Below are 23,838 nucleotides of genomic sequence, written 5' to 3'. Positions count from 1 at the left end.
AAAACACATCGTATACTGCTTTTTATTCAATTACTTTGGTAAATCATCATTTTTTAGAAAGGTGAAAAATAGAGATGAAGCTCTACCTGAGTTGTTTTCTGCCGTAGAGATCAATAGAATGATTACCTTGAATATTTGAAAGAGAATAATGATAAAACAGGTAAGCTTCTGAATAATTTGGTTAATAAGAAAAGCCTTACCTGTCATTATATTTGCAAAGATCAATTTTATGATCAATTTTTTAAAGACACAAAGCAGCTGCCGAATTTTTCATGATCTAATTAATATATGTAGCTGTTTTGTTTTGTTCAGATTTTCTCAATTCATTTTTTTGCAGATGCCGAACTTCACAGGAGATGACTACTATATCTGAAAATCCATAATTTTTGTGTAATTAAAGATAACTCTGGTTGATAATATTAATGTCGTGTTTGGTTTTGTGAGAAATAAATTATTACCTTTTTATATTGAAACAAAACCATTGTGTCATATTCATTTTTGATATCAATATTTTCTAAATTACTGTAAATCTGAATAATGGTAGGGAAGGATGATTTTGCGGAAATAGCATTTAGTGCATAGTTGTTTTTTATAGAATTTATTCTATTTTTTTAAATTTAATCTCTCTATATTGAATTAAAAATATATTTTTGCAGGAAACACAAATAACCATGACGAAAATATATTTTATTTTTATTATGTGCCTTCTCTTTGTTCCCACAAAGGCTCGTGAACATAATAAAAGAGATTCCCTTCAGCTACACAAAAACTTTTCATTCCCAAATCAACCTGCCACCAACTCTTTATATGAATTTCCCTTGGATCAGTTTTCAGGTTTTGCTGATAATGATCCTGAAAATGATAAAGAAATTGGTAAAGCAATAGGAGCTTTCAAAGAACTTGATAAAAGTGGAAATTTCACAAGTACAATTAATCCGAATGACCTTACCGAGTTACCCATTGGGCTTAAAGAAAACAAGTCTAATGTAGAATACAGTATTGTTGTTACAAAAGCAAAATTTACTCCGGAATATGCTTTGATAAACGTATATGCCAGAGTAACTACGCCCCAGCAGGGAGGTGAAAACGGAAAGAAAACACTGTTCTTCGGAGCTGAGGATATAAAATTATCCTATGGCGGAAAAATCATCGGTGATGCAAAGCTTTCATTACTGGGAGATATCAATATGCCTTTTAACCAAAACCAGTGGATGCTTACTCTTGAAGGAGGAAGGATCACTAAAAATGGTGAAAGTGTAAATGACAAAACCTACGTTACTATGGATTGTGACGGGATTAAAGAACTCTCTTTAAAAGGTAATGTTCAGATTTCCAGAAATGTTCTTGTTCCTTTAGACAGCAAAGGAACAGTGCTTCCTGAAATGGGAAATAATGGATTTACGAACAGGGTTCGCGGTGATTTTGCTCTTAAAGCCAGCGATTGGAATGATATTTTAGTGAAAGTAAGCATAAGCCCTTTTGCCATTACTTCTCAGATTAAAAATCAGGATAAAGGCTATTTTTCTTTCTTTGTTAATAATGCAGTTTTGGACCTGAGCGACCTTAGAACAGATCCCAGTGTTCAGTTTCCGCAATATTACAATACCCATGGATACCTGATAGGTGGATCAGAATCCTGGAGAGGTTTATATGTACAGACCTTAAATATTGGTCTTCCACAGGAATTCAAAACAGAAGATCATATTGATACCAGAGTTTCTTTTGAGGCCAATAATCTTTTAATTGATGCTTATGGAGTATCCGGAAGTTTTGCTGCCAATAACCTTTTTCCGATAGAACGGGGAGTAACCAATAGAGAAAATGCATGGAGATACTCTCTGGATAAAATTGGAATTGACCTTGCTGCTTCTAAAATTGTAGGAGCCAACCTGGAAGGGAAAATACAGCTTCCTGTTCAAAAAAATAATGACAGTTCTACGAATTCCATTCCCAATTATTTAGGATATAGAGGTGCCATCACAGAAGAACAGTATCTCATCTCTGTTACGACTCTTAATGATATTAATTTTGATATCTGGAGTGCTAAAGCAACCATTGCTACAGGTTCTTCCATTGAAATGCGGGTAAAAAATAAAGAGTTTCTTCCCAAGGCAATTCTTAACGGAAGTATGGCTATTGCTGCCAATTCTTCGGCAGATGATAACGATCCCAACAGTAAAAAAGATGCAGATTTTAAGGGTATAGAATTTCAGGGACTTATCTTACAGACTAAAGCTCCATTTGTAACGGTTCAGTATTTTGGAGTAAAAGGTGAACAGAAATTAGCAGGCTTTCCGGCAAGTATCAGCAATATTGTTGTGGTTGCAGACGGTTCACAGGCCAATTTAGGGTTTAATGTGACTGTTGGTCTACAGGAAGAACGTTTTTCTGCTACAGGAGGTATGATGATTAATGGTTTGATTGTCAGCGAAAATAACAGGCAGCGATGGAAGTATGATGGCTTCAATCTTACTAAATTGGCACTTAATAACGTAGATATTGGGGTAGGGAAGATCTCCGGAAGCCTTGAAATCATGCGTAAAGACCCTCTGTATGGTAATGGATTTAAAGCACATCTTAAGGCTGAAGTTACAGCGCTTAGTAAAATAACAGTGGAAGTAAATGCTGCTTTTGGATACAGTACTTTCAGGTATTGGGGATTTGAAGGATCTATAAAAGGATTGAGTATTCAGGCCACCGCACTTAAAATTACCGGATTTACAGGAGGTGCATTTTACCGGATGATTCCTGATCGGGAACTGAGTATGAACCCTGCCTATGAAAATAAAGCTTTGGTTCTGAAACCTGATAATACAGTTGGTCTTGCATTAAGAGCGGGTATTTACGGTTCCATTCCAACAGATAAAACCATAGATATCATGGCTGGATTCAGTATTTCAACCAATCCAAATGGTGGTTTAGCCAATATCGGATTTATTGGAGAAGCTGTTGTAATGGCTGATCTTACCAAGCTGGTTCCTGGAGATGCATTGGCAGGAGCACAGAAAAAATTCAAAGAAATGACCGGGAATTCTAAATTTCTGTCAGATCTGAAAAATAATAAAACAGTAAACACCTTTTTGGATACCAAAATGGTTGACGAGCAATATCCTGTTACAGAGAAAATTGATGGAGCTATCTATGCCAAACTTGCGATGAATTATGACTTTAACAATAGTGTATTCCATGCAAGTCTGGATGTGTTTATTGATATTGCCAAAGGAATTATCAAAGGAATCGGTCCTAATGGCCGTGCAGGATGGGCTGTGGTACATATTGCTCCGGATGAGTGGTATATGCACATTGGTACGCCAACTGACATGATTGGTCTTAAGGTTGGTTTTGATAGTTTTTATTTACAGTCGTCCAGCTACTTTATGGTGGGAACCCGTATTCCGGGAAGTCCGCCGCCGCCGGTTGAAGTTGCAGAAATTCTAGGACTTCAGGTGCAGGATCTGGATTATATGAGCAATCTTAATGCCCTTGGAGATGGAAAAGGATTTGCCTTTGGTACACACCTTAAGTTTGATACGGGGGATATGACGGCGCTGTTTCTATATGCCCGTTTTCAGGCTGGCTTAGGAACAGATATAATGCTTAAAAACTATGGCGAGGCTAAATGTTCTAACCGTGGTGGAGATCAGATTGGTATCAATGGTTGGTATGCTAACGGACAGGCTTATGTTTACTTACAGGGCGAACTGGGGATAAAAATCAAGCTCTGGTTTATTAAAAAGAAAATTCCAATTATTAAGGCTGGGGTTGCTGCACTTTTACAGGTAAAAGGGCCGAATCCGTATTGGGTAAGAGGATATCTTGGCGGGTATTATAACCTACTTGGCGGATTGATAAAAGGGCGTTTCAGATTTAAGATGGAATTTGGAGAAGAATGTGTTCTTGAAAATTCATCCGTTCTTGGTGGTATGAAGATTATTACAGATCTGACTCCTAAAAAAGATGAAACGAATGTTGATGTTTTTGCCATTCCACAGGCGACTTTTGGAGTACGTGTCAATGAACCTATCGTAATTCCTGAAGATGATGGTGACCACACCTATAAAGTAGTTGTAGAAAAAATGACCATTATAGATGATCAGGGTAAAGAGATTGAAGGTGTAATAGAGTATGCGAACTCTAAAGATTTTGCCAACTTCGTTTCTGATGATATTCTGCCTCCTAACAAAACACTGAAAGCATTAGCGCAAGTTAGTTTTATGGAGAAAAAGAATGGTATGTATGAAGTAGTAATGGTTGATGGGCAGAAGGCTGTAGAAATAGAAGAACGTACGTTTACAACAGGTTCAGCACCGGAAGCTATTCCTTTATCCAATATAAAATATGCATATCCGGTTGTAGATCAGGAAAATTACTATAGAGGAGAGAGCAGTAACGGTTATATCAAGTTAAAAAGAGGACAGGATTATCTGTTTGAAGATCCGAATTGGAGTACTTCAGTCCTCTTTGCAGCCGAATCACCGATAGAAAGCACCTTCTCTTATAATAATGCTGACAATATTGTGAATTTCAAAGTGCCGGATCTTACCAAGCAGAAAGATTATACATTAGCACTGATTGCAAAAAACAAAAATGGATCTAACGGTTCTTTTGATAATGATACAGTAGAAAATACAGAGAAAACAGAAGAAAGTAGTGATGGGTCAGCCGTTTCTGTTACTACAGAAATAAAGAAAGCACAGAGTCTTTCTAAGAATGGGGAGATCGACAGGCTTTCCTATGTGTTCAGAACCAGTAAGTATAATACACTTTCAGACAAGCTTTCTGCTTTAAATTTCAACCCGTTATGGATTAAGTTAAGCTCTGACGTAGTTATATTACAGAATAATATGAACGCTGATGAATACTTTGATGCTACTGAAATTTCAGGATCAAAATATACAGATAACAAGCCATTAATCAACCTTACTGCATTAATGGAAGATTCTTTTGCAGGCAAGTTTAAAGGACTTATCTACAATAATTATCCAGTTGACGGACTAGAGTTAAACAGAGCGGAAAGCGATGATGATTTTACAGGAATTCCACCAGCAAATGCATTCCCGGTATTTACTTCATATCTGCAGTATCTGGGTAATGATAAAGGAAATGCATTTCTGAAACAGACTTTCCCTTTCAAATATGATCTGTTCAGTTATTATAAAGCAGATTGGTATGAGCTTATTTCTAAAGCAGCATCAAAATATGTAGGTGTACCTGCAACTTCACGATCTCCACTTATTAATGCTTTACTGGAATCCACATTCGGAACTATCCCTTCCATAAAGTATATTGTGAAAGTGAGATACGTTTTGCCAGGGAACAAACAGGGGTCTGAAAAACAAATTAACTATGAATTCAAATAAAGCTGAAGCTTTATCTGATCACTCTATATAAAAAACACAGAACATGATTAAAGATCGTTTTAAATCATATCTAAAAAAACAGCATTACTATATAAAAGTCATTGCATTATTTTTACTGTTGATTTCAGGGCTAATGCCAATGAAAGTGACGGGGCAGCAATATCCTGTAAAGCTGGTTCCTGTTGTCATTCCGCCTTATAGTCTTAGGCTTGCAGATTATGCAGCCAGTACAGACAATAAGCTGCAGCTTCAGGTTTTAATGACTGACCTTTTAGAGCCACAACACCAAACAGGAATAAAATTCTCGCTGGAGGCAGGGCTCAATGCGGTTCCTATAGCAAGATCCAATGATTTTGTTGTAGGAATGAATCCTTTCACGCTTTATCCGGGAAATAATATTACCCTGACGAATGTAGATTTGCGTTCCCTTTTTGAACTGCAGAATCTGGCAGGCATTAATGCTGTACAATACTCAAAGCCTTTGGCAGATGGAGTATACCAGTTTTGTTTTCAGGCTTATGATTATTATACCAAGAATAATCTTTCTTCAAAGACGTGTACCACAGTTTTTATGGTACAATATGATCCACCGATGCTTACCCTTCCGCAAAATGCAGAAAAAATACAGGCATTAGCTCCTTATGGGGGTGGAGCAGGAGTAGTATTCCAGTGGATGCCAAGACAGATTGCTCCAAACACCCGTTATATTTTTACATTAAAAGAACTTTGGGATCAGGGCCAGAGTCCTATTTCAGGTTTCCTTTCAGCACCACCGCTTTGGAGAGAAGAAACCTATGCACCCACTTTGTATTACGGAATTGATAAAACCCAGCTGATGCCGGGTAAAAGATATGCGTGGCAGGTGCAGGCGAAATCAGGAAATCCAGTAGTGGGTGCCAATGCTACAGATGATAATGGAGTTTATAAAAATAACGGACTGTCTGAAATCTTCTACTTTGATTATGTAGAAAACTGTGCTGTTCCTACTTTGCTTATGGCAAAAAATGTAGGGAAAGGAAGGGTTGAAATACGATGGAGCCTTGCAGGGCAACCTGGAGGACTGTACAATGTTCAATACAGGAAAAAAGGAAGCAGTGCAGAATGGGCTACTCAGCAAAGCTATCAGGCAACAGCCATCCTTACAGGGCTTGAAGATAAAACAGAATATGAATATCGCGTAGGAACAGTCTGTGGAAGTGCCCAAACCTTTGGGGATTCTAATCCAACAACAGGAGGAAACAGTGCTGGAAATGCATATAGCTATAGTGGAATTCAGTTGTTTACAACCGATGGCAGTTCTTCAAACAATAACTATCAGTGCGGTATTATGCCGGCCGTGGATATTGCCAATAAAACTCCTTTGCAGACCATGCTGGGGAATAATGAAGTATTTACAGCCGGAGATTTCCCGGTAACCGTATTATCTGCTCAGGGAAGCAATGGTATTTATACAGGAACTGGATTTATTGAAGTTCCTTATTTAGCCGATACAAAAATCAAAGTAAGCTTTACCAACATTAAACTCAATACAGATAAAAAACTGATTGAAGGAACCGTTGAAACTACCTATGATCCAAATGAAACAGCTGTACATTATGCATCAGGTGGACTAGGGGAAACTTTTGGAGATGCTGGGGTAAAAGAAGTAATTGTAGATTATGTTATTTCAGATATAAAGTATACTGCAACGCCACCACCAGGAAAAATTACAGTGTATGGTGATTCCGGTAATGGAGGATCTCCGAGCCAGCAGGATTTCCCGGGTGGAAAAGACTATGAGATTAAGGATAAAGAAGGAAATATCTGGACCGTAGATGAAAACGGAAATGTTACCAAAACAGGCAAGGTTGCAGAAGGAGGAGCATCCAATTCAACCAATACAGATGGAGTTTCCGGTAGTGGAAGTAATGCAGCTGTAACCCAGTATACTGCTAAAGGAATTAAAATAGACTGGAAAGAAGATGCTGCAGGTAAATTTGCCTACGATACACCGGAGAAAACCAAGCTTCCAACATCCAAATATCCATCTGTAAAAGATGCAGACAACAATACAGTCTATGTTCCTTATAAAGCTACGGTTAATAAACAGACAGAACTGTTTGATGCCAGAGTGAATATCTCTGATCCTTCACTTAAAGATGGGAAAATCATCTTTAAAACGTTGGGTACAGGAAAAGCTATTGAAGTTACAGAACTTAGCAAAACCGATACGGAAAGAAACTATCAGCTGAAACTTCCGGGTACATTTGATTACGCAGAAGAAGAGGTGATTGCAGTTCTGATGCCTAAAGAAACAGGCTCAAAACAGAAAGTAATTGCTAGTTTCCGCCTTGTACACCTGAGTCCTGAAGATATTAACGTGAGTTTGGTTCCGTTGGATGCAGTGTCACAGTCTAATTTACAGGCACAAAGTGCTAAGCTGAATCAGATTTACAATAAAATTGGAGTGAAATTCAATGTTAAGGAAGAACCTGTTCTAAATATCAGTTCTATTGTAAGTGGTGATACCATTAACAGTGAAGATTCTGATCTGATGAGTACATATAGCCCTCAGCAGCAGCAGATCAACGCACTTTATAAAGGTACGGATGCAAGATACGTTCTGTTTGTAACAGACAAAAAATCTTCAACCGGACAGAACGGATATATGCGTCTGAATGGGCAGTTCGGTTATGTGTACGGAAATGCGCCAACCAAAACTGGATCCCATGAACTGGGACATGGCGTATTCAAGCTGGAACATCCGTGGAAAGCATTAGGAACCACTGAAAAAGGTACTAATCTATTGATGGATTATGCTGCTGGTGAAGAATTGTCTCATCTGGATTGGAAACAGATCAATGATCCGGCGTTTAAGTTGTATGCGTTCCAGGGGCAGAGTGCGGGGGAATTTTCAGATATTCAGCTGACGCCGGAGTGGGAACCATTTAAATTTAACGGGTCAAGTATTTATCTTTCTGGTGATGTGAAAGAACCCAATGGAGCCGTTCATGGAATTGCGATGTGTAAAAACCAGGATTGTTCAGAAAGAACCAATTACTACTGGGAAAATAGAGGAGGTAAAAATGGTTATTATGCAAAAGGAATATTAGAACCTCTTGCTATTACTCTGCTGTCACAAGAAGAAAAGACAAAGGACCCTTCAATAACATTATTCTGGAACTATGGAAGTTGTGGATACAATAAAAACTATACTACTTCCTGGAAGTATATTAAAGATAAAAAAGGTTTTGATCTTACTAAAGTTACAGATGCCAATTCTATCAGGTATTTGAGTACTGTACCTTGTTTGGATGGCTCAGGAAACAGTGTTATCTCTGATGATATTTGTGTAGGAAAAGATGTGGTTGCCATTAATAAGGGATATAACAAAGTTTTGGAAGTCATTGACTCTAATGATAAACCATTAATTGTTGAAACCATTAAAAATGTAGATGACTGTTCATTAAGATTATTGTCTTATACAGAAATTGAAAAATTAATTAAAAAGTTAGGATATGACACTACGATAAAAGACGATCAGGAATCAGCTATTGTAAGGCTTGCTGCTTCTATTAAGACAGAAAACTTCAAGACCTTCTATACTTTTTTAGAAAGTAATAATAATGAGTTAATTAAAAATCTTGTTAGTCATTTACAGGATAAGATTATTCTTTATGGTGGTAATAATTATACCAACTTTATGGGGGTATTGGTGTCAATGTTTAATAAATATCCTGCATCCATTACAGACAGATGGCCTTCTGAGACAGATAACTTTGCTTCAAGGGTTATTAATCTTAACCCTGTGGATTATGATAAAGATACCACATCTTCTCCTTGGATACAGACATTTACGTCCAAACATAATGATGGTTCATATATATCGGATACCGGAAACATCAGAATTAATGATGTTTACACCACTACAGCATATGTAAATGGAAGTTATGGCAGCGTAGATAGAGAAGAAGAAATAACAGTAGTTTCTCCATTAACGCCAGTCATCATTGTACCTAACAAAGACAAAATTCCTTTAGTGCAATCTGCAATAGATGGTTACGATTTTGGTAATGGCAATTATATCGTTCCTGCAATACTCCTAAAGTATAATAAGGATAAGATCCGTAATGATTATATTGAAAAAGGAGTTATTACAACATTAGATATAGCTACAATATATCTAAGTGGAGGGGCAGCATTGGCTACTAAAGTAACATGGATACGTCGTGCATGGGCAATGGCTGAAGTGGCTGGGGCAGTTGGAAATATAGCCGTTACAACACAAACCGTAAATCCTAATAGTAATCTGGGGAAAGCAATTATTGCTTATAACCTTGGAATGGGTATTATCGGAGTGAAAAACCTTAGTGTTGGTGGCTATAAGTTTATAAGCGGTCTCCCTCAGGCTACAAAAAAATTACTGCAGGAAAATAAAGGATTAAGAAATTTACTAACAGCCCAATATCTGGAATGGAAAACACTTACTACGAATCTTGATAATCTATCTCCTGCAGAGAGAGAGTTGATTACTAAACAGGAGCAGGTTTGGAAAGCTCTGGGAATTGTAGATAAACTTGCAGATATCGTTTATAGAAATGTAAAGTATAATGATTTTATAAAAACATTTACAGCTACTGATGAACAATATAAAGTTGCATATAAACTTTGGGGCGAAGGAAAATGGGATGAATTATTTAATTATTTTAAAACAGAAAAATTAAATGATGGATGGCCACCATTTAGTGGTTTTAGTAAAATTAATCAAACTATTAAAGGAAGTGAGTACAATTTACGAATAGATAGGTTTCAAAATAGGCCGAGTCTTGGAGGAGGTTTTGGAAGTCCTATTCTCCAAAATGGAGAAGGTGTTGATGACTTGGTTTATACTTATGATTCTCGTATGTTGGCTACAGATATGAATGATGGTGATTACTATTTTTCTTTTAAAATGAGTAATAAAGCTACTGATGTAGATTTAAAAATAGGAGATGTGGCACCTTGGTTTAAGAAAAATGTAAATCTTTCCGGCGAACAGATTGAATTTTCTAAAAAATTACAAGATATTGATGTTACTTATTTTAAAGAAATTGAAGCGTTACAAAAAGTCAATGGGCAATGGAGAAAATGTATAATAGAAGGAAAAGGAGTTGTAACAGAGTTACAAAATAGTTTAAATAAATTGCCTAAAAATATAGCAGATGATATTGTAGATTATATCAATGCAGATAAAACTGGAAATAGATTGAAGTACTTTAAAAATGCAGAAAAATCCGGTAAATTAGATAAAACACTAGAAGCATATCAAATTTATAAAAGAAATAAAATAACAACAATATTATGTCCTTAGATCCATATCAGCCACAGACGTTTAAATCCAAATTTAATGATATTCAGCTTGTCACAACGGAGTTTGATGAACCTCATTACGGATATGAAATTTGGAAATGTAAAGTATATATTAATGGGGAAGTATTCCACCATGAGTATTTAAATTATGAGAATAAGTTTTTTGGACTTCCTGAAAATCTTGAAAATTTTGTTTTAGAATCATCCAATGGAAAATTTATATTTATTCCATATGGTCTTTTACTATTAAATACTGAAAGTCTAGAACTTAAAAAATATGATAAAAGCATTGAGAATGATAATAATAAATTCATTTCTAATCTGTTTTTAAATGATTTTCTTATTGTATTAAACCAAAGAGTTATTTGTATTGTAGATATGGATAAGAATAGGTTTATTGAAAAGATATATCCTTATCAAAAATTAGTATTTGAAAAAATGTGGATTGTGAAAAACAAAATCTTTTTTTATATAAAGATAAAGAGCTTGACAAGAGTGATACTTTAATTTTTAATACAGAGGCTTATGCTTTTGAAAACACACATAAATAATAATACTGTATGTCCTTAGCATTAGACAAATCCTACATTTTTGAATCAAAATTCAAGAACATCAAACTGGTTTCAACAGAATTTGATGAACCTTTTTATGGATTTACTTTATGGAGATTCAGGTTGTATTTTGATGATAATTTGTTTATCCATTCTCTTTTAGACTATGAAGGAAAAGGGTGTGGACTGGAAGCCGATTTAGAAAAATTTAAACTTGAATCCGGAGATGGAGCATTTGTATTTATTCCTTATGGTCTGATTATCATGAATACTCATGATCTTAGCTTGAAAAAGTATGATGCAGAGGTAGGAACAAATAATACTTTTATTGAAAACAACTTCTGGGACGATAAACTTTTTGTCCTAAGACAACGTAGTGTTTGGGTAGTGGATTTGAAAGAGCAAAAGCTGCTGCAAAAAACATATCCCTTCGAGAAACTGAAATTTGAAAAAATGTGGCGACAAGGAGATAACGTTAAATTTTTATACAAAGATAAACTAACAGGAGAAGCCCAAACTCTGGAGTATAGCCTGGAAAATAAAAACTTCATAAATGATGTGGTATAGAAACTTATTAACGGTAATAGGACTGCTGCTTATCAATCTTTTATCAGCACAGTCCTGCAATTTTGATGACTTTGTAAACGATTTATCCCAAGGCAATGCAGTCTTTAGAAGTATTGTTAATGAAGAAGATGGTTTCAAAGCCTGGCAGATCCTGGCAGAGGAAGCTCCTGCATTAAGGAAAAATGCAGATGAACTGAACCTCGTTTCTAAAAACCTGAGCGCGATTGAAAAAGCGGGTGGGTATAAGAAGTGGAAGGCAATTAAAGAAAGTATACAAGGGGCAAGAGAGCTTAATTTTACACAACTGATTAAAACTAATTTAAATAAAATAGGAGTAAGTGATGATGTTACTAAATATGTTTTAGCATCAAATTCAAAAGGAGGAGCTTATATATTACAAGGAGTCAATATTGAGGCTAAAGAAATTGCTTTGGCAGATGAAATATTTGTTCTTACAGATCAGAAGAGTATATTTCCAAAAGATAATTTACAAGCAATAGAAGGTTTTTTTGAAAATGGAACGGCGTTTACTATGAAAGAACTAGATAAAAACTTTAATTTCTTTGCAACAAGAATTAATGAAATGTCATCAAAAATTAAAGCAGATCCAAACTTTCAATGGATTGGAACAGAAGGATATTTGAAAATTCCTTTTGATAGTTTTACAAAAAATGATGGGTCAATTCAGGTAGTTACAAGACAGTACGTTGAACAACAGTTTAATGCTTCAATAGGTAGGAATGCATTCACTATTAAGAATGATGGGACTTTAAAAAATATAAGAGTTTTTCTAAAAGATGGAAGTACATTTAATTTTGATTTAACAAAACTAAAACCTTAATTATGAATAAGTATTTAAATGTATCTGAAATATGGTATAATTGGTTTGTTAAGAATTCTATAGAGGTTGTAACTACTATCGATAACCGAGAATTTTTTGAACATAAAATTGAAGGTAAATTCCAAGGTAATCAGATAAATTATGATTTAATATTTCAAATATTTCAAATATTCCAAGAAACATTTACTTTTCTTGAAATTGAAAAAATACGACTTGAATATTCGGAAGGAATTGATTTGGACAATTTACAATTTTACTCGGTGGAAAATATATATGATGAATGGAAAGAAAATATTCTTAGTAAATTTAGTAAAACGATTAAGTCTGATGATTTTTATGAAGATAGTACAACTATTTTCTATAATTATTTCATTAATGTGGATGGAGTTGAAAAAAGGCTTTATCAACTATCACAAAATGATCAAGCTGATATATTTTTATTTTACGATCAAAATAAAAATATTATTAGATATAAGATAAATATTACTTTAAGAAAAATTCTTTTTATGTGTGATAATGATTTTGAATTTAACATGTTACAGAATATACTGGATTATAATAACAATCTTTTAGATTTAGCTAGTAATGGATTTAAAAAAAAACTACAAAAAATTGAATCAATACGTTAATAGGTAGAGCGGACACGAGCAAGATACTCGCGCCAACAGGGGTAACAGTAGTGAATTCATTGCAAGAACTTGGACAAATATTAAAATAATGGGAACATTTTCAAAAGCATTTATAAAATTGGAAGATCTAAAGGTAATTTTAGATGAATTAAAAAATTACCATATCATTGGAAGACAAGAGATGATTGATGAATCTAAACCGTTGTATTATTCCCAAAATAGTAATGAAACAATCATTTTATCCAATAATTATAATAACTATTGGTGTGAAATAGAACTTGAATTTAATTATTCTGTTTATTTATATGATGAATTTTTAAGAAGGCTCTCAAGTAAATTTAATACAATCATACTCTTTGCATATTATCAATCAACTATAGGCGATGGAAGAATTGCAAAATTTAATAGAGGACAGCTTGATTTTTCAATATCTCAGAAATATTTCAAACACAATGGGCATGAGAAAATTTGTTTGGTTGACAATTTTGGAGTATCTGAAGTAATGAAAAAAGAATTTGATATTCCTAAGCTAGGAGAGGATTTTAATAGAATTGATTATGATTTAATAAATGAATTTCTCAGCAATAATGGATTATCACCAGATAATTTAAAAGAATATCAAAAATGGTCTTATTTACATATTGAAAAAATAAATGGATAATCTAAAAAGTATACTTACAAATAGATAAAAAAAACTGATAAAGTAGTGACTACAAAATATAGTCAGCTACTAATGGAAAATATACCAAATAAGCGTTGAGAAATACTATGGATATACTAGATGAAATTTATGAACTGTATAAGCTTTATAATGATTACGGAAAAATTGAAAATGGGAATTCAAATGAATTGATATGCTTAAACCATTTGTTATACGAAACGAAATGGAATCTAAAGAGTTTTGATGAAAAACAAAATATTAGAGAGCATCTTAAAATGAAACTACTCAATATAGCAGGAAGTAAAGAAGAGTATGAAGAGAGATTTGAATTGGAAAATGCGATTATAAATATACACTCACTTATAGATGTAATTGAGAGTAAAATAAATACATTAGGAGGTTTTGATGATTCGATGACTATAAGATTTAAATCGATGCTTTTTGTTGAAAAATATTTGATTAATGAATATAAGAATCCTAAAATTATAAGAACGTCTAATTATGACTTGCTAATAAATCTAATAAAGGAAATACTATCTAATTACAATGTAGAGTACAAGAATGATATAATAAAGTTAAGAGATATTATAATCAAAAAATATAATTTGTTAAATAACAATGGAGATAGGTAGAAAGGATATTTGATCTGTAAAATATGAACTAAAAATTGTATATAAAACAATTCAAAGTATACTGATTATTAATAATGGATTGGAAAACTATTCAAGAAAACTATTCACATCATGTGGGTACTTATAAAAATTTAAAAGATGAATTTTTATGGCTGGATTATGAATATCATTTTGATGAAAAAGATATTGATGAAAATTGGAATAGTAAAAGTAGTAAGGACAAACAATTAGAGAGGATCTATAGATCGAAATCAAGTAAAAAAACAGAAGGTTTTAAACTTGGGTTATTCGCTTATGAGGAAAGTATATTAGATTTAATAGAAGCTTTGTTTGTGACTTTAAACTGTCTAGAAAAAACAAAAAGAAAAAATTTTCAAATTATAAGGTTGATAGCCCACTTGTCTGTTGAACATAAAAACTTAAATAGATTTAGAGACTCCAGAAAGATAAGCAGCCTGTATTATGATAAGATGAAATATATAATTTATGAATGTTTAAATAGTGAATTGGAGACATTTTTTATTAAGAAAACAAACTTACTTTATTTTGAAAGTAAATTGGAAATTGCTCAATTAAATTTTAAAAATACCACTTTAATAAACAATGTTTCTAAATCTTAAGCAATCAAAAAAACTAACAACCAAAACAAAATAATAAACATAAAAACACAATATACGTTGAAAAAATATTTATTGCTTTTTACAATGCTGCTATGCAGTGTTGTCTGGGGACAGCAAAAGAATGCTGACAAACCTATTACCCCTCATATACGTCTGAAAACGGACGCGAAGAAAGACAAAATATCATTAAGATGGGCTGTAGACGAGCCTTTAGCTTGGCAAAGAGCCAATAAAACAGGCTTTGCTTTAAAAAGGTATGTTCTGGCCAGAAATGGAAAAGTACTTCCAAAACCTGAAGAAAAAGACCTTGGAACTTTTAAAGCTGCTTCTGAAAGTGAATGGAAGAAAGTAGTAGAAAAAAATGACAATGCTGCTATTGTAGCCCAGTCTCTTTTCGGGGATAGTTTTGAGGTGGAAATGGGAGAAAAGCAGGGTAAACTAGAAGGTGTTGTCAATAAATCTGCAGAAATAGAACAGCGTTTTGCCTATGCCCTTATGGCAGCTGATCTGGATTTTGAAGTCGCAAAACTTGCCGGATGGGGCTATACCGATACTGACGTAAAACCCAATGAAAGATACCTTTACACGGTAAGTACAGCACAGGATGGAAAATCTATAAATGTAATTTCTGTAAAAGGAGAAGCTCTGGCTTCTCTCACTGCAACGAATGAACTGCCTAAACCACTGGATTTTATTGGAATATTTAGAGACCAAACGGTAACACTGTCCTGGGAATATCTGCAGCTTCGCGAAACTTATACCGCTTATTATGTAGAGAGAGCTCAGGAAGGAGCCGCGTTTAAAGAACTGGGAGACCTTCCGGTGATGAATATGAATGATAATGACGGCAGACAAACCCAGGGAATGGTCTTTGTAGACTCCCTGAAACAGAATAATGCAAAATTCAGTTACAGAATCCGCGGGAAAACTATTTTTGGAGAGTATGGACCTTACTCTGAGATTGTTTCCGGTGTGGGTAAAAAAAGCATGGAAGCTACGCCAAGGATTTCTGAATTGAGTATCGGCGAAGACGAAAGCATTGCTTTAGAATGGGAATTTCCTAAAGAAGCTGAAAAGGATATTGTTTCCTTTGAACTGTTGCATTCCAAAACAGATGCACAGAATAGCTACAAAGCCATCAAAAACAAAATTCCTGTTACTGAAAGGAATTTAGTAACAAAAAGCCTTGCACCATCCAATTATTATAAAATCCAGGCCATTGGAAAAGGTGGTGATAAACGTGAATCGTTCTCAGTCCTAGCACAACCCAATGATACAACACCTCCGGAAACACCAGCCGATTTTAAAGGAAAAATCGATTCTCTGGGAGTCGTTCACTTGGAGTGGAAAGCCAATACAGAAAAAGACCTTGAAGGTTATCATGTTTTCAGAGGAATTCAAAAAGGAGATGAATTGGTAAGGCTTACTCCTCAGGCGATTACTAAAAATAAGTTTGAAGATAAAGTTGTACTGGAGAACCTGAACTCTAAGGTTTATTATTACATCACGGCTACAGACCGACGCAAGAATCAATCAAAACCATCCATTATTCTTGAGCTGGAAAAACCAGATAAAGTAAAGCCACAGGCTCCTGTGTTTACTGAATACAAATTGGAAGACGACGGAAAAATAACGCTACACTGGCTGAAAAGTCATAGTGATGATGTTATTTCCCATCAGTTATTCCGTCAGGCCAAAGATTCAGAAGATAAGAGCTGGAAAATGATCTATGAAACCAAAGAGATCAAACCCGATTATATCTATACAGATAAAGACGTGGAGGTGAATAAGCAGTATACGTACTATATGCTTGCTATAGATAAAAGCAAACTGCAGTCAGATAAATCTCAGGAAATAACTCTCAGAAGCAACAGCTTTAAGCCACAATCCATTCTTACCAATCTCTCCGGTTCAGCAAGCAAAAGTAAAGCACAGATTGAACTGAACTGGAAGATCAATGGAAATGGAGTAGGGGAAATTGTTGTGTACCGTCAGAAAGGCACAGAAAAACCAAGTCTTTGGGGAACATTAACAGGAAATCAGAACTTTTTGGAAGATAAATCTATCCAGGTAGGGAATGATTATACTTATTTATTAAAACCAATGCTGAAAAACAATCAGGTAGCAAAGACAGAAAAAATAACCATTCAATATTAAACACAAAACAAATGAAAAATAATTTATTTCTATTTTTAATCCTCTTCAGTAATTTTCTCTGGGGACAAGGAGGTCAGGAACAATATAAGATTGAATTATATAATCTCAGTTATAGTGTGAATGCAGGAGTGAAAAACTCTACCAGTTCACACGTTCTTATTGAGGTTGTATATAGCGATAATTCTACGGAAGAGCTTTATTTTAGAGATATTCAAAATAACGGTGATAATGAGAATAACTGGGGAATGAGCCCAAGGATTGTATCAAAACGCCCATCATCTATACATACGGAAGGTTTTGTAAACTTCAGAACAGGTACTGATGCGGAATATAACCAATATGATGCTGTTTCTATATGTAATCAGAATGATCATAATGTAGATACCCATACACCAAGAATGACATGGATTACTTACAAAACAAAGATAACACCTGTGCATACTTTGATTTCTCTTACAGAAGCTGGTGCAACCAATACAATACTTCCATCTGAGGATAAAATCAGTTTATTTGCAAGAGAAGGGTTTGATGCCAGTTTGTATAACTATCAATACAGTTTGGATAATATAAATTGGGTAAATGTAAATTCATCTCTGTCTACATTAAATAAATTAAATGTATCAGCAAAAGATCTTTTTGGAAATAACTATTTACAGCATGTAGGAAAGAATATTTATTTTAGAGTGGTTTCCTGTTTGGAAAATGGATCTTACCAATCTGTTTCCTCTCCTGTTGTGCTTACCATTATGCAATCCGCACCCCATATTCTTAGCAACACAGTAAATAAAACAAGATGTTCTGATACAACCGATGGAAGTGTAGTTCTGAACTTTGAAAGGTCACTGATCGCTAATGAAACATTAAAGATTTCTTTAGTGAATACTGATACTGGTGCAGCTGTCTTAAATCAGGATATTACCAGTCAGCTTCAAAACAGTACATCATTTACCCTTGGTAATCTTCCTCCAGGTAAATATAAACTGGATTTATTGGGAACCTACAGTTCAAATGCCACTTACACAGATAGTCCAGGTCATACCATTAGTTTTGAGATCTTAAAGCCTGATCCTGTGATCTTTTCAATGACTTCTCAAACCAATGTATACTGTTTTCAGGGAAATGACGGGATTATTGCATTAACAGCCGGTGGCGGGCAAAATCAGTTTCAATACTCAATAACCAAAGATAATCAGCCTTATCTTGACTGGACAGATTTCAGTAATGGTGCCAATACACAAATACAGAATCTGGCAGCTGGAATCTATAAAATCAAAGTAAGAGATTCCAATCTCTGTGTAGCAAAAGAAGGAGCTAATGAAAAGGAAATCTCAGTAACCATTACCCAGCCTGCAGCGGCAATAGCTATTCCAACATCAGAAACAGAAATAGTTCAGCCAACAGGATATGGATTAAGTAATGGTTATATTTCACTGAGAGTCACAGGCGGAACTCCCAATACTAATGGTACCTATGATTTTGAATGGAGAAAAGATACAGCTAACGGACCTGTAATTACAACAGGAATCACAACTGATGCTGTAAATAATCCTTTTACCATTAAACTTGATGGGCTCCCGGCAGGTAAATATTATTTAACAGTAAAAGATAAAAATTATTCAGGTGCATCAAGCCAGCTTGGGAATTGTGGAATTATTTCTCGGGAATTTACTGTGGATCAGCCATTACCATTAATCTCCAACATTGAAATTCAAAAACAGATATCCTGTAATATAGCCAACGATTACCAGTATAAAGCAGACCTTAATGGTAACGGTACACCGGATGAGGCTGAAGATGGTATTCTGAAAGCAGTCGTAACGGGGGGAGTAGGAACATATACTTATCAATGGCAGATTCAGAATGGTGGTGTTTTCCAGAATATTGCTGGTGCTACGCAATCTACATTGGCAAATCTTACAACAGGTACTTATAAAGTCCTTGTAAAAGATGTCAATAATAATACTGCAGATGCTCAATTTACATTTGTATTTCCTACACAACTTGCAATTACCCTGTCAGCAAGCACCATTGCATGCTACAGCCAGAATAGTGGCCAGGTTTCTGTAAATGCTACAGGAGGTACCGGAGCCTATTCCTACCAATGGAATACCAATGATACCACTCCTACGGTAACAGGATTGTCAGCAGGGAATTATTTTGTTCTTGTTAATGATTCCAAAAACTGTAAAGTAAGCGGCAGTACCCAGATTATTGGGCCGGATCAGCTGCTTATTGAAGATCTTTCAGTAACCCATCCGATTTGTTTTGGAGCAGCTAATGGAGAAATTAAAATTAATATTACAGGAGGTAAAGCACCTTACAATATAGTCTGGTCAAATGGAATGACGGGATTAAATAACATTGGAATTAAAGCTGGAACTTATAATGTTACCGTTACTGATGCCAATGGATGCAGTATTTTCAGAAACTATACCCTTACAGATCCTGCTCAGCTTAAAGTAGATTTAGGATCAGATATTACCTTATGTTTAGGAGATACTCAAACCTATAATGTTGATATCAATGAAGTAGGAGCAACTTATCAGTGGAAAGATCAGACAGGAAATATTATATCTTCCAGTCCATCCATTACCCTATCCAAAGCAGGTACTTATATAGTGTTGATTACAGATTCCAAAGGCTGTACAGCAACAGATGAGGTAGTTATTAAAAACTCTATGGATGTGCTGGATCCACAACTGATGTTAACAACTCATGCTTATGTTGAATCCACAGTAGTACTTGTTAACACCTCACCAACGAAACCTGAAAAAGTAGTATGGGTAATTCCTGATACACCGGATATAAAGGTTCTTAATAAAACAGATGACTTCTTAGAACTGAAATTTTCTAAAACAGGATCCTATGAAATTGGGCTTAAAGGTATGCAGGGAGAATGTGTAAAAACTTTCTATAAAAAAGTAGTAGTTGAAGAAAATACATCAGGAATAAATACAGATCCTGTAAAAGCTTCTAATGTAAGGGAGTTTACTATTCTTCCTAATCCAAACAAAGGAGTATTCAAAGTGCTGGTAGGACTTGATATAGCGGCTCCTGTAAAAGTAAGAATTGTTGATATGATGTCTCATGAAGCCTATCCGGCTGTGGAAATGCCTTCCTCTACATTTTTTACAATACCTTACAGTACTTCACTTCCGGCGGGAACGTATCTTATCATTCTAGAAACAAGGAATGAGGCCCTGGTGAAGAGAATGCTTGTACAATAATAAAACCATGATGACAAAAAATAAACAAATGAGAACCTACAAAAATCTAAACATAATCTACTTTCTTTTTATGGTGTTTCTGTTCAATGGATGTGCCGTGGAAGAAAGTATTCCTGTAAAGGCAGATTTTAGTATAAAAGTGGTAAATAATGATTTTTCAGTTCCTGTAAAAGTGGAAATAAGTAATAAATCTACAGGAGCCGAAACCTATGAATGGTCATTTGAAGGAGCTTCAGTTACCAGCTCTGCTGAAAAAAGCCCACAGCCTGTTACCTATGCAACGCCAGGTGTTTATAAAATCAAGCTGAAAGCTTCTAATAAAGATGGCAATGTAGATACCAAAGAAGTTGAAGTAAAAGCAGATGCTGCAGTACATGTAGACTTTGAATGGCAGATGCAGGGCAGTGATATAGCTCCTGTTACCCTAAAAATGGTTAATAAGTCTTTAGGAGCCACTCAGTTCCTTTGGGAATTTGAGGACGGAAATCCATCTACATCAAATGAAGAAAATCCGAATGTTGTATTTACAACACCGGGAGATCATGTGATAAAGCTTACCATTTCCAATGGGTTGGAAACATATTCCACACAGAAAACTGTGAACGTAAAACCTGCCATGACAGTAGATTTCAACTGGACTGTAGATGCTATTGATAATGATTATCAGGCTCCTGTAGTACTTCATCTTAACAACCTGTCAACCAATGCTACGTCATATGAATGGATTGTTGCTGGTGGAGTTCCGGTTACTTCAACAGTGGCTAGCCCTGATATCACACTTCCTGCAGCAGGAACTTATACGATTATTTTAAAATCAACCAATGATAAAGAGACTAAAACACTGCAGAAACAGGTAACTATATTGCCGGATGCCAACTTGTTATCATTCAGTGATATTCAGTTGGGAATCAATAGCGCTCATGCTGCTGTCGGTTGCTTTTTCTCTTCCGAGCTTGGAAAAGTGATTAAACAAGGGGAAGTAAATCTAACCAATGGTCCCAAAATAGATTTTGCATTCTTTGGACTGAATTCAACATTTTTATATAACCAGTTTGTAGCTCCGGATGAAGTTCAGAATACAGGCTTCATAGCCATTCCTAATGCTGTTCATACAAAAATTATCAACTCACAGGAGTCTGTAGGTGTACAGCTTTCTCCATCAGGTTTTGATGCATTGGGGTCCGGCAATGATTTTTCATCCATTAATTTTGCAGAAACCAATGCAGGGAAATCTCCGTTCAATAATTCGGCAGTACCAAGAGTTGTTCTGTTTCAGACAGCTGACGGAAGAAAAGGTGCTATTAAAATCAAGAATTTCGTAACCAACGGTCCCAATTCTTATGTAGTAGTGGATATTAAAGTACAAAAACAACCTTAAAGCTTTTTATATGAAGAGAATTTATACAAAAAGCATTGTTTTGTTGCTTTTAACATCTGTTTTTACGTTGAATAAGGCTCAGGAAGTAGACCTGGAGAATATTGGAAAAAGAACAGTTGAAGAGCTGAAGAAGAATCCTTTTAAAATAAGTGGTGGAATTTCAGCAAACTCTGTGTTCTACAGTTCCAATGTTTATAGTGGGAGAGCGCCATTTACTTATTTTTTAAATGGAAATCTTAATCTCGGACTTTACAGGTGGAGTATGCCTGTTTCCTACAGTTTTACCAATCAGGGAAGCCAGTTAGGATATCAGGTTCCATTCAAGTTTAACCGGTTAAGCATTGCTCCTAAATATAAATGGATAAAGGCTTATATTGGAGATGCCAATATGACTTTTACACCTTATACTTTTAACGGATTATTGTTTACCGGAGCAGGCTTGGAGCTTACTCCCAATATTCCTCTGAAAGTTGCCGTAATGACAGGCAGACTGAATAAGGCCGTTGAAGATGATGGTAATCCAAATACAATTCCTGCCTACCGGAGAATGGGGTATGGGGCTCATATCAGATGGGAAGAAGAAAGATATAAACTTGGTTTGATAGGGTTTTATGCCAAAGATGATTTAGGATCTTTGGCCATTGCTCCGGATGCCAAAGGAGTCCTTCCACAGGAAAACCTTGTCTTATCCATGACCGGAAGTTTTATGATTGATAAAAATCTGGAAGTTTATGGAGAGTATGCCAATACAGTATTAGTGGAAGACCTGAGAGCTGATTCCCGAGGCGCTGTAAAAAAAGGAGTGGCTTCTAAATTTCTTTCTCCCAATTCTTCTATGCAGAATTATTCAGCTTATAACGGTGGTGTTAATCTCAAACTGAAGAAAGGAATGGTTGGGGTTAGGTATGAAAGAATAGATCCCGGATACAGAACACTGGGAGCCTATTATTTCAATAATGACCTGGAAAATATTACTCTAAATACAGCTTTCACTCTATGGAAAGATAAGTTGTCTCTTGCCGGAAACATAGGAAGACAGCGTGATAACCTGGATGGACAGAAATTTAAACAGACCAGCCGTTGGGTAGGAGCAATCAATGCCAATCTGAAGGCTTCAGATAAACTTATGATTACAGCAAGTTATTCTAACTTTACGATGTTTACCAACAAACAGCTGAATCAGTTTAATAATATCAATAACAATCCGCTGTTGATTCAACAGCCCAAAGACTCTATTGATTATAAACAGATTTCACAGAATACCAATATCAACATAAATTATATTATTTCCAGTACCAAAGAAAAAGTACAGAATATTAATATCAATTATTCCCTTAATGATATGGTAAACAGAGAAAATGGAATCGTAAGAAGAGGTGGGCTTTCCAGGTTTCATAATGCTAATGTGAATTATAGCTTAGGATTTCCTGAAAAGAAGATGAATATTGCAACTTCATTTAATTATACACATACCTATGCTGCTTCTCAGACATCAAGCATCTGGGGACCTGCAGTAACGGTTACCAAAGCTTTCCTTAAAGAAGATAAATTAAAAACCAGCGTTGGGGCATCCTATAATCATTCCGGAAGTTCCACGGCAAACATTAATGTGACCAATTTCAGACTGGGAGCAAACTATATTCCGTGGAAGAGACATAGTTTTGATTTTAATTTTATTCAGATGTTTAGAAAAACCGATCAGGCTATTGAAAACCCAAGTTTAAATGAAATGACATGCACTGTAGGATATAATTACAGCTTTTAGATTGGCGGTATAGAAGAAGAGAACCTTCTTACTGCTTATCATTGAAATTGTTTGTGATGATTTCAATTTTTTGAAAATTGTCACAAACTTACTCCCAAATTTTAGCAATAGCCATAAACAAA

General features: G+C 35.1%; 13 protein-coding genes. All 13 read left to right on the top strand.

The genetic code is table 11. The features are described 5' to 3' along the window. The first annotated feature begins 671 nt into the window (after nt 1-671). The 13 genes from BOQ64_RS02195 to BOQ64_RS02135 all read left to right on the top strand — a co-directional run bounded on the left by BOQ64_RS02195 (nt 672) and on the right by BOQ64_RS02135 (nt 23,716). The gene (locus tag BOQ64_RS02195) at nt 672-5,360 is read left to right on the top strand and encodes a hypothetical protein (protein WP_185147054.1); all 4,689 of its coding nucleotides are present in this window, start codon (nt 672-674) and stop codon (nt 5,358-5,360) included. 43 nt (nt 5,361-5,403) lie between these two features. Next, nucleotides 5,404-10,689, top strand: coding sequence for a fibronectin type III domain-containing protein (locus BOQ64_RS02190; protein WP_129056423.1), 5,286 nt, complete (start codon nt 5,404-5,406; stop codon nt 10,687-10,689). After that, nucleotides 10,680-11,195: a hypothetical protein gene (locus BOQ64_RS02185; RefSeq protein WP_129059622.1), complete on the top strand. Its 516-nt coding sequence runs from the start codon at nt 10,680-10,682 to the stop codon at nt 11,193-11,195. Before BOQ64_RS02190 ends, BOQ64_RS02185 begins: the two co-directional genes overlap by 10 nt. 53 nt (nt 11,196-11,248) lie before the next feature. Beyond that, on the top strand, nt 11,249-11,806 hold the full coding sequence (locus tag BOQ64_RS02180) for a hypothetical protein (protein ID WP_129056427.1): 558 nt from the start codon (nt 11,249-11,251) through the stop codon (nt 11,804-11,806). Next, a complete protein-coding gene (locus BOQ64_RS02175) occupies nt 11,793-12,647 on the top strand; it encodes a hypothetical protein (RefSeq protein ID WP_129056429.1) in 855 nt (284 codons plus the stop codon). Before BOQ64_RS02180 ends, BOQ64_RS02175 begins: the two co-directional genes overlap by 14 nt. Before the next feature lie 2 nt (nt 12,648-12,649). Further along, nucleotides 12,650-13,276: a hypothetical protein gene (locus BOQ64_RS02170; protein WP_129056431.1), complete on the top strand. Its 627-nt coding sequence runs from the start codon at nt 12,650-12,652 to the stop codon at nt 13,274-13,276. Between the two features lie 88 nt (nt 13,277-13,364). Next, entirely contained in the window at nt 13,365-13,937 is a 573-nt protein-coding gene (locus tag BOQ64_RS02165; RefSeq protein WP_129056432.1) for a hypothetical protein, read from the top strand. 107 nt (nt 13,938-14,044) lie between these two features. After that, nucleotides 14,045-14,569 (top strand): hypothetical protein, encoded by a 525-nt coding sequence (locus BOQ64_RS02160; RefSeq protein WP_129056434.1) that lies wholly within the window; start codon nt 14,045-14,047, stop codon nt 14,567-14,569. A gap of 74 nt (nt 14,570-14,643) precedes the next feature. Further along, entirely contained in the window at nt 14,644-15,189 is a 546-nt protein-coding gene (locus BOQ64_RS02155) for a hypothetical protein (protein ID WP_129056436.1), read from the top strand. Nucleotides 15,190-15,246: 57 nt separating this feature from the next. Beyond that, nucleotides 15,247-17,346, top strand: coding sequence for a hypothetical protein (locus tag BOQ64_RS02150; RefSeq protein ID WP_129056438.1), 2,100 nt, complete (start codon nt 15,247-15,249; stop codon nt 17,344-17,346). A gap of 11 nt (nt 17,347-17,357) precedes the next feature. Beyond that, entirely contained in the window at nt 17,358-20,573 is a 3,216-nt protein-coding gene (locus tag BOQ64_RS02145) for a SprB repeat-containing protein (protein ID WP_129056440.1), read from the top strand. A 28-nt stretch (nt 20,574-20,601) separates the two neighbouring features. Next, entirely contained in the window at nt 20,602-21,951 is a 1,350-nt protein-coding gene (locus BOQ64_RS02140) for a PKD domain-containing protein (RefSeq protein ID WP_129056442.1), read from the top strand. Nucleotides 21,952-21,961: 10 nt separating this feature from the next. Then, the gene (locus tag BOQ64_RS02135) at nt 21,962-23,716 is read left to right on the top strand and encodes a hypothetical protein (RefSeq protein ID WP_129056444.1); all 1,755 of its coding nucleotides are present in this window, start codon (nt 21,962-21,964) and stop codon (nt 23,714-23,716) included. Nucleotides 23,717-23,838: the final 122 nt, after the last annotated feature.

Source organism: Chryseobacterium sp. CH25, from assembly GCF_004119455.1.
Classification (GTDB): Bacteria; Bacteroidota; Bacteroidia; order Flavobacteriales; family Weeksellaceae; genus Chryseobacterium.
This window is presented reverse-complemented; position numbering and strand designations above follow the sequence as displayed.

Excerpts from the sequence above, each read along its gene's own strand:
- BOQ64_RS02195 (WP_185147054.1), top strand. The coding sequence starts at position 672 with ATGACGAAAATATATTTTATTTTTATTATGTGCCTTCTCTTTGTTCCC.
- BOQ64_RS02190 (WP_129056423.1), top strand. The coding sequence starts at position 5,404 with ATGATTAAAGATCGTTTTAAATCATATCTAAAAAAACAGCATTACTAT.
- BOQ64_RS02185 (WP_129059622.1), top strand. The coding sequence starts at position 10,680 with ATGTCCTTAGATCCATATCAGCCACAGACGTTTAAATCCAAATTTAAT.
- BOQ64_RS02180 (WP_129056427.1), top strand. The coding sequence starts at position 11,249 with ATGTCCTTAGCATTAGACAAATCCTACATTTTTGAATCAAAATTCAAG.
- BOQ64_RS02175 (WP_129056429.1), top strand. The coding sequence starts at position 11,793 with ATGATGTGGTATAGAAACTTATTAACGGTAATAGGACTGCTGCTTATC.
- BOQ64_RS02170 (WP_129056431.1), top strand. The coding sequence starts at position 12,650 with ATGAATAAGTATTTAAATGTATCTGAAATATGGTATAATTGGTTTGTT.
- BOQ64_RS02165 (WP_129056432.1), top strand. The coding sequence starts at position 13,365 with ATGGGAACATTTTCAAAAGCATTTATAAAATTGGAAGATCTAAAGGTA.
- BOQ64_RS02160 (WP_129056434.1), top strand. The coding sequence starts at position 14,045 with ATGGATATACTAGATGAAATTTATGAACTGTATAAGCTTTATAATGAT.
- BOQ64_RS02155 (WP_129056436.1), top strand. The coding sequence starts at position 14,644 with ATGGATTGGAAAACTATTCAAGAAAACTATTCACATCATGTGGGTACT.
- BOQ64_RS02145 (WP_129056440.1), top strand. The coding sequence starts at position 17,358 with ATGAAAAATAATTTATTTCTATTTTTAATCCTCTTCAGTAATTTTCTC.
- BOQ64_RS02140 (WP_129056442.1), top strand. The coding sequence starts at position 20,602 with ATGAGAACCTACAAAAATCTAAACATAATCTACTTTCTTTTTATGGTG.
- BOQ64_RS02135 (WP_129056444.1), top strand. The coding sequence starts at position 21,962 with ATGAAGAGAATTTATACAAAAAGCATTGTTTTGTTGCTTTTAACATCT.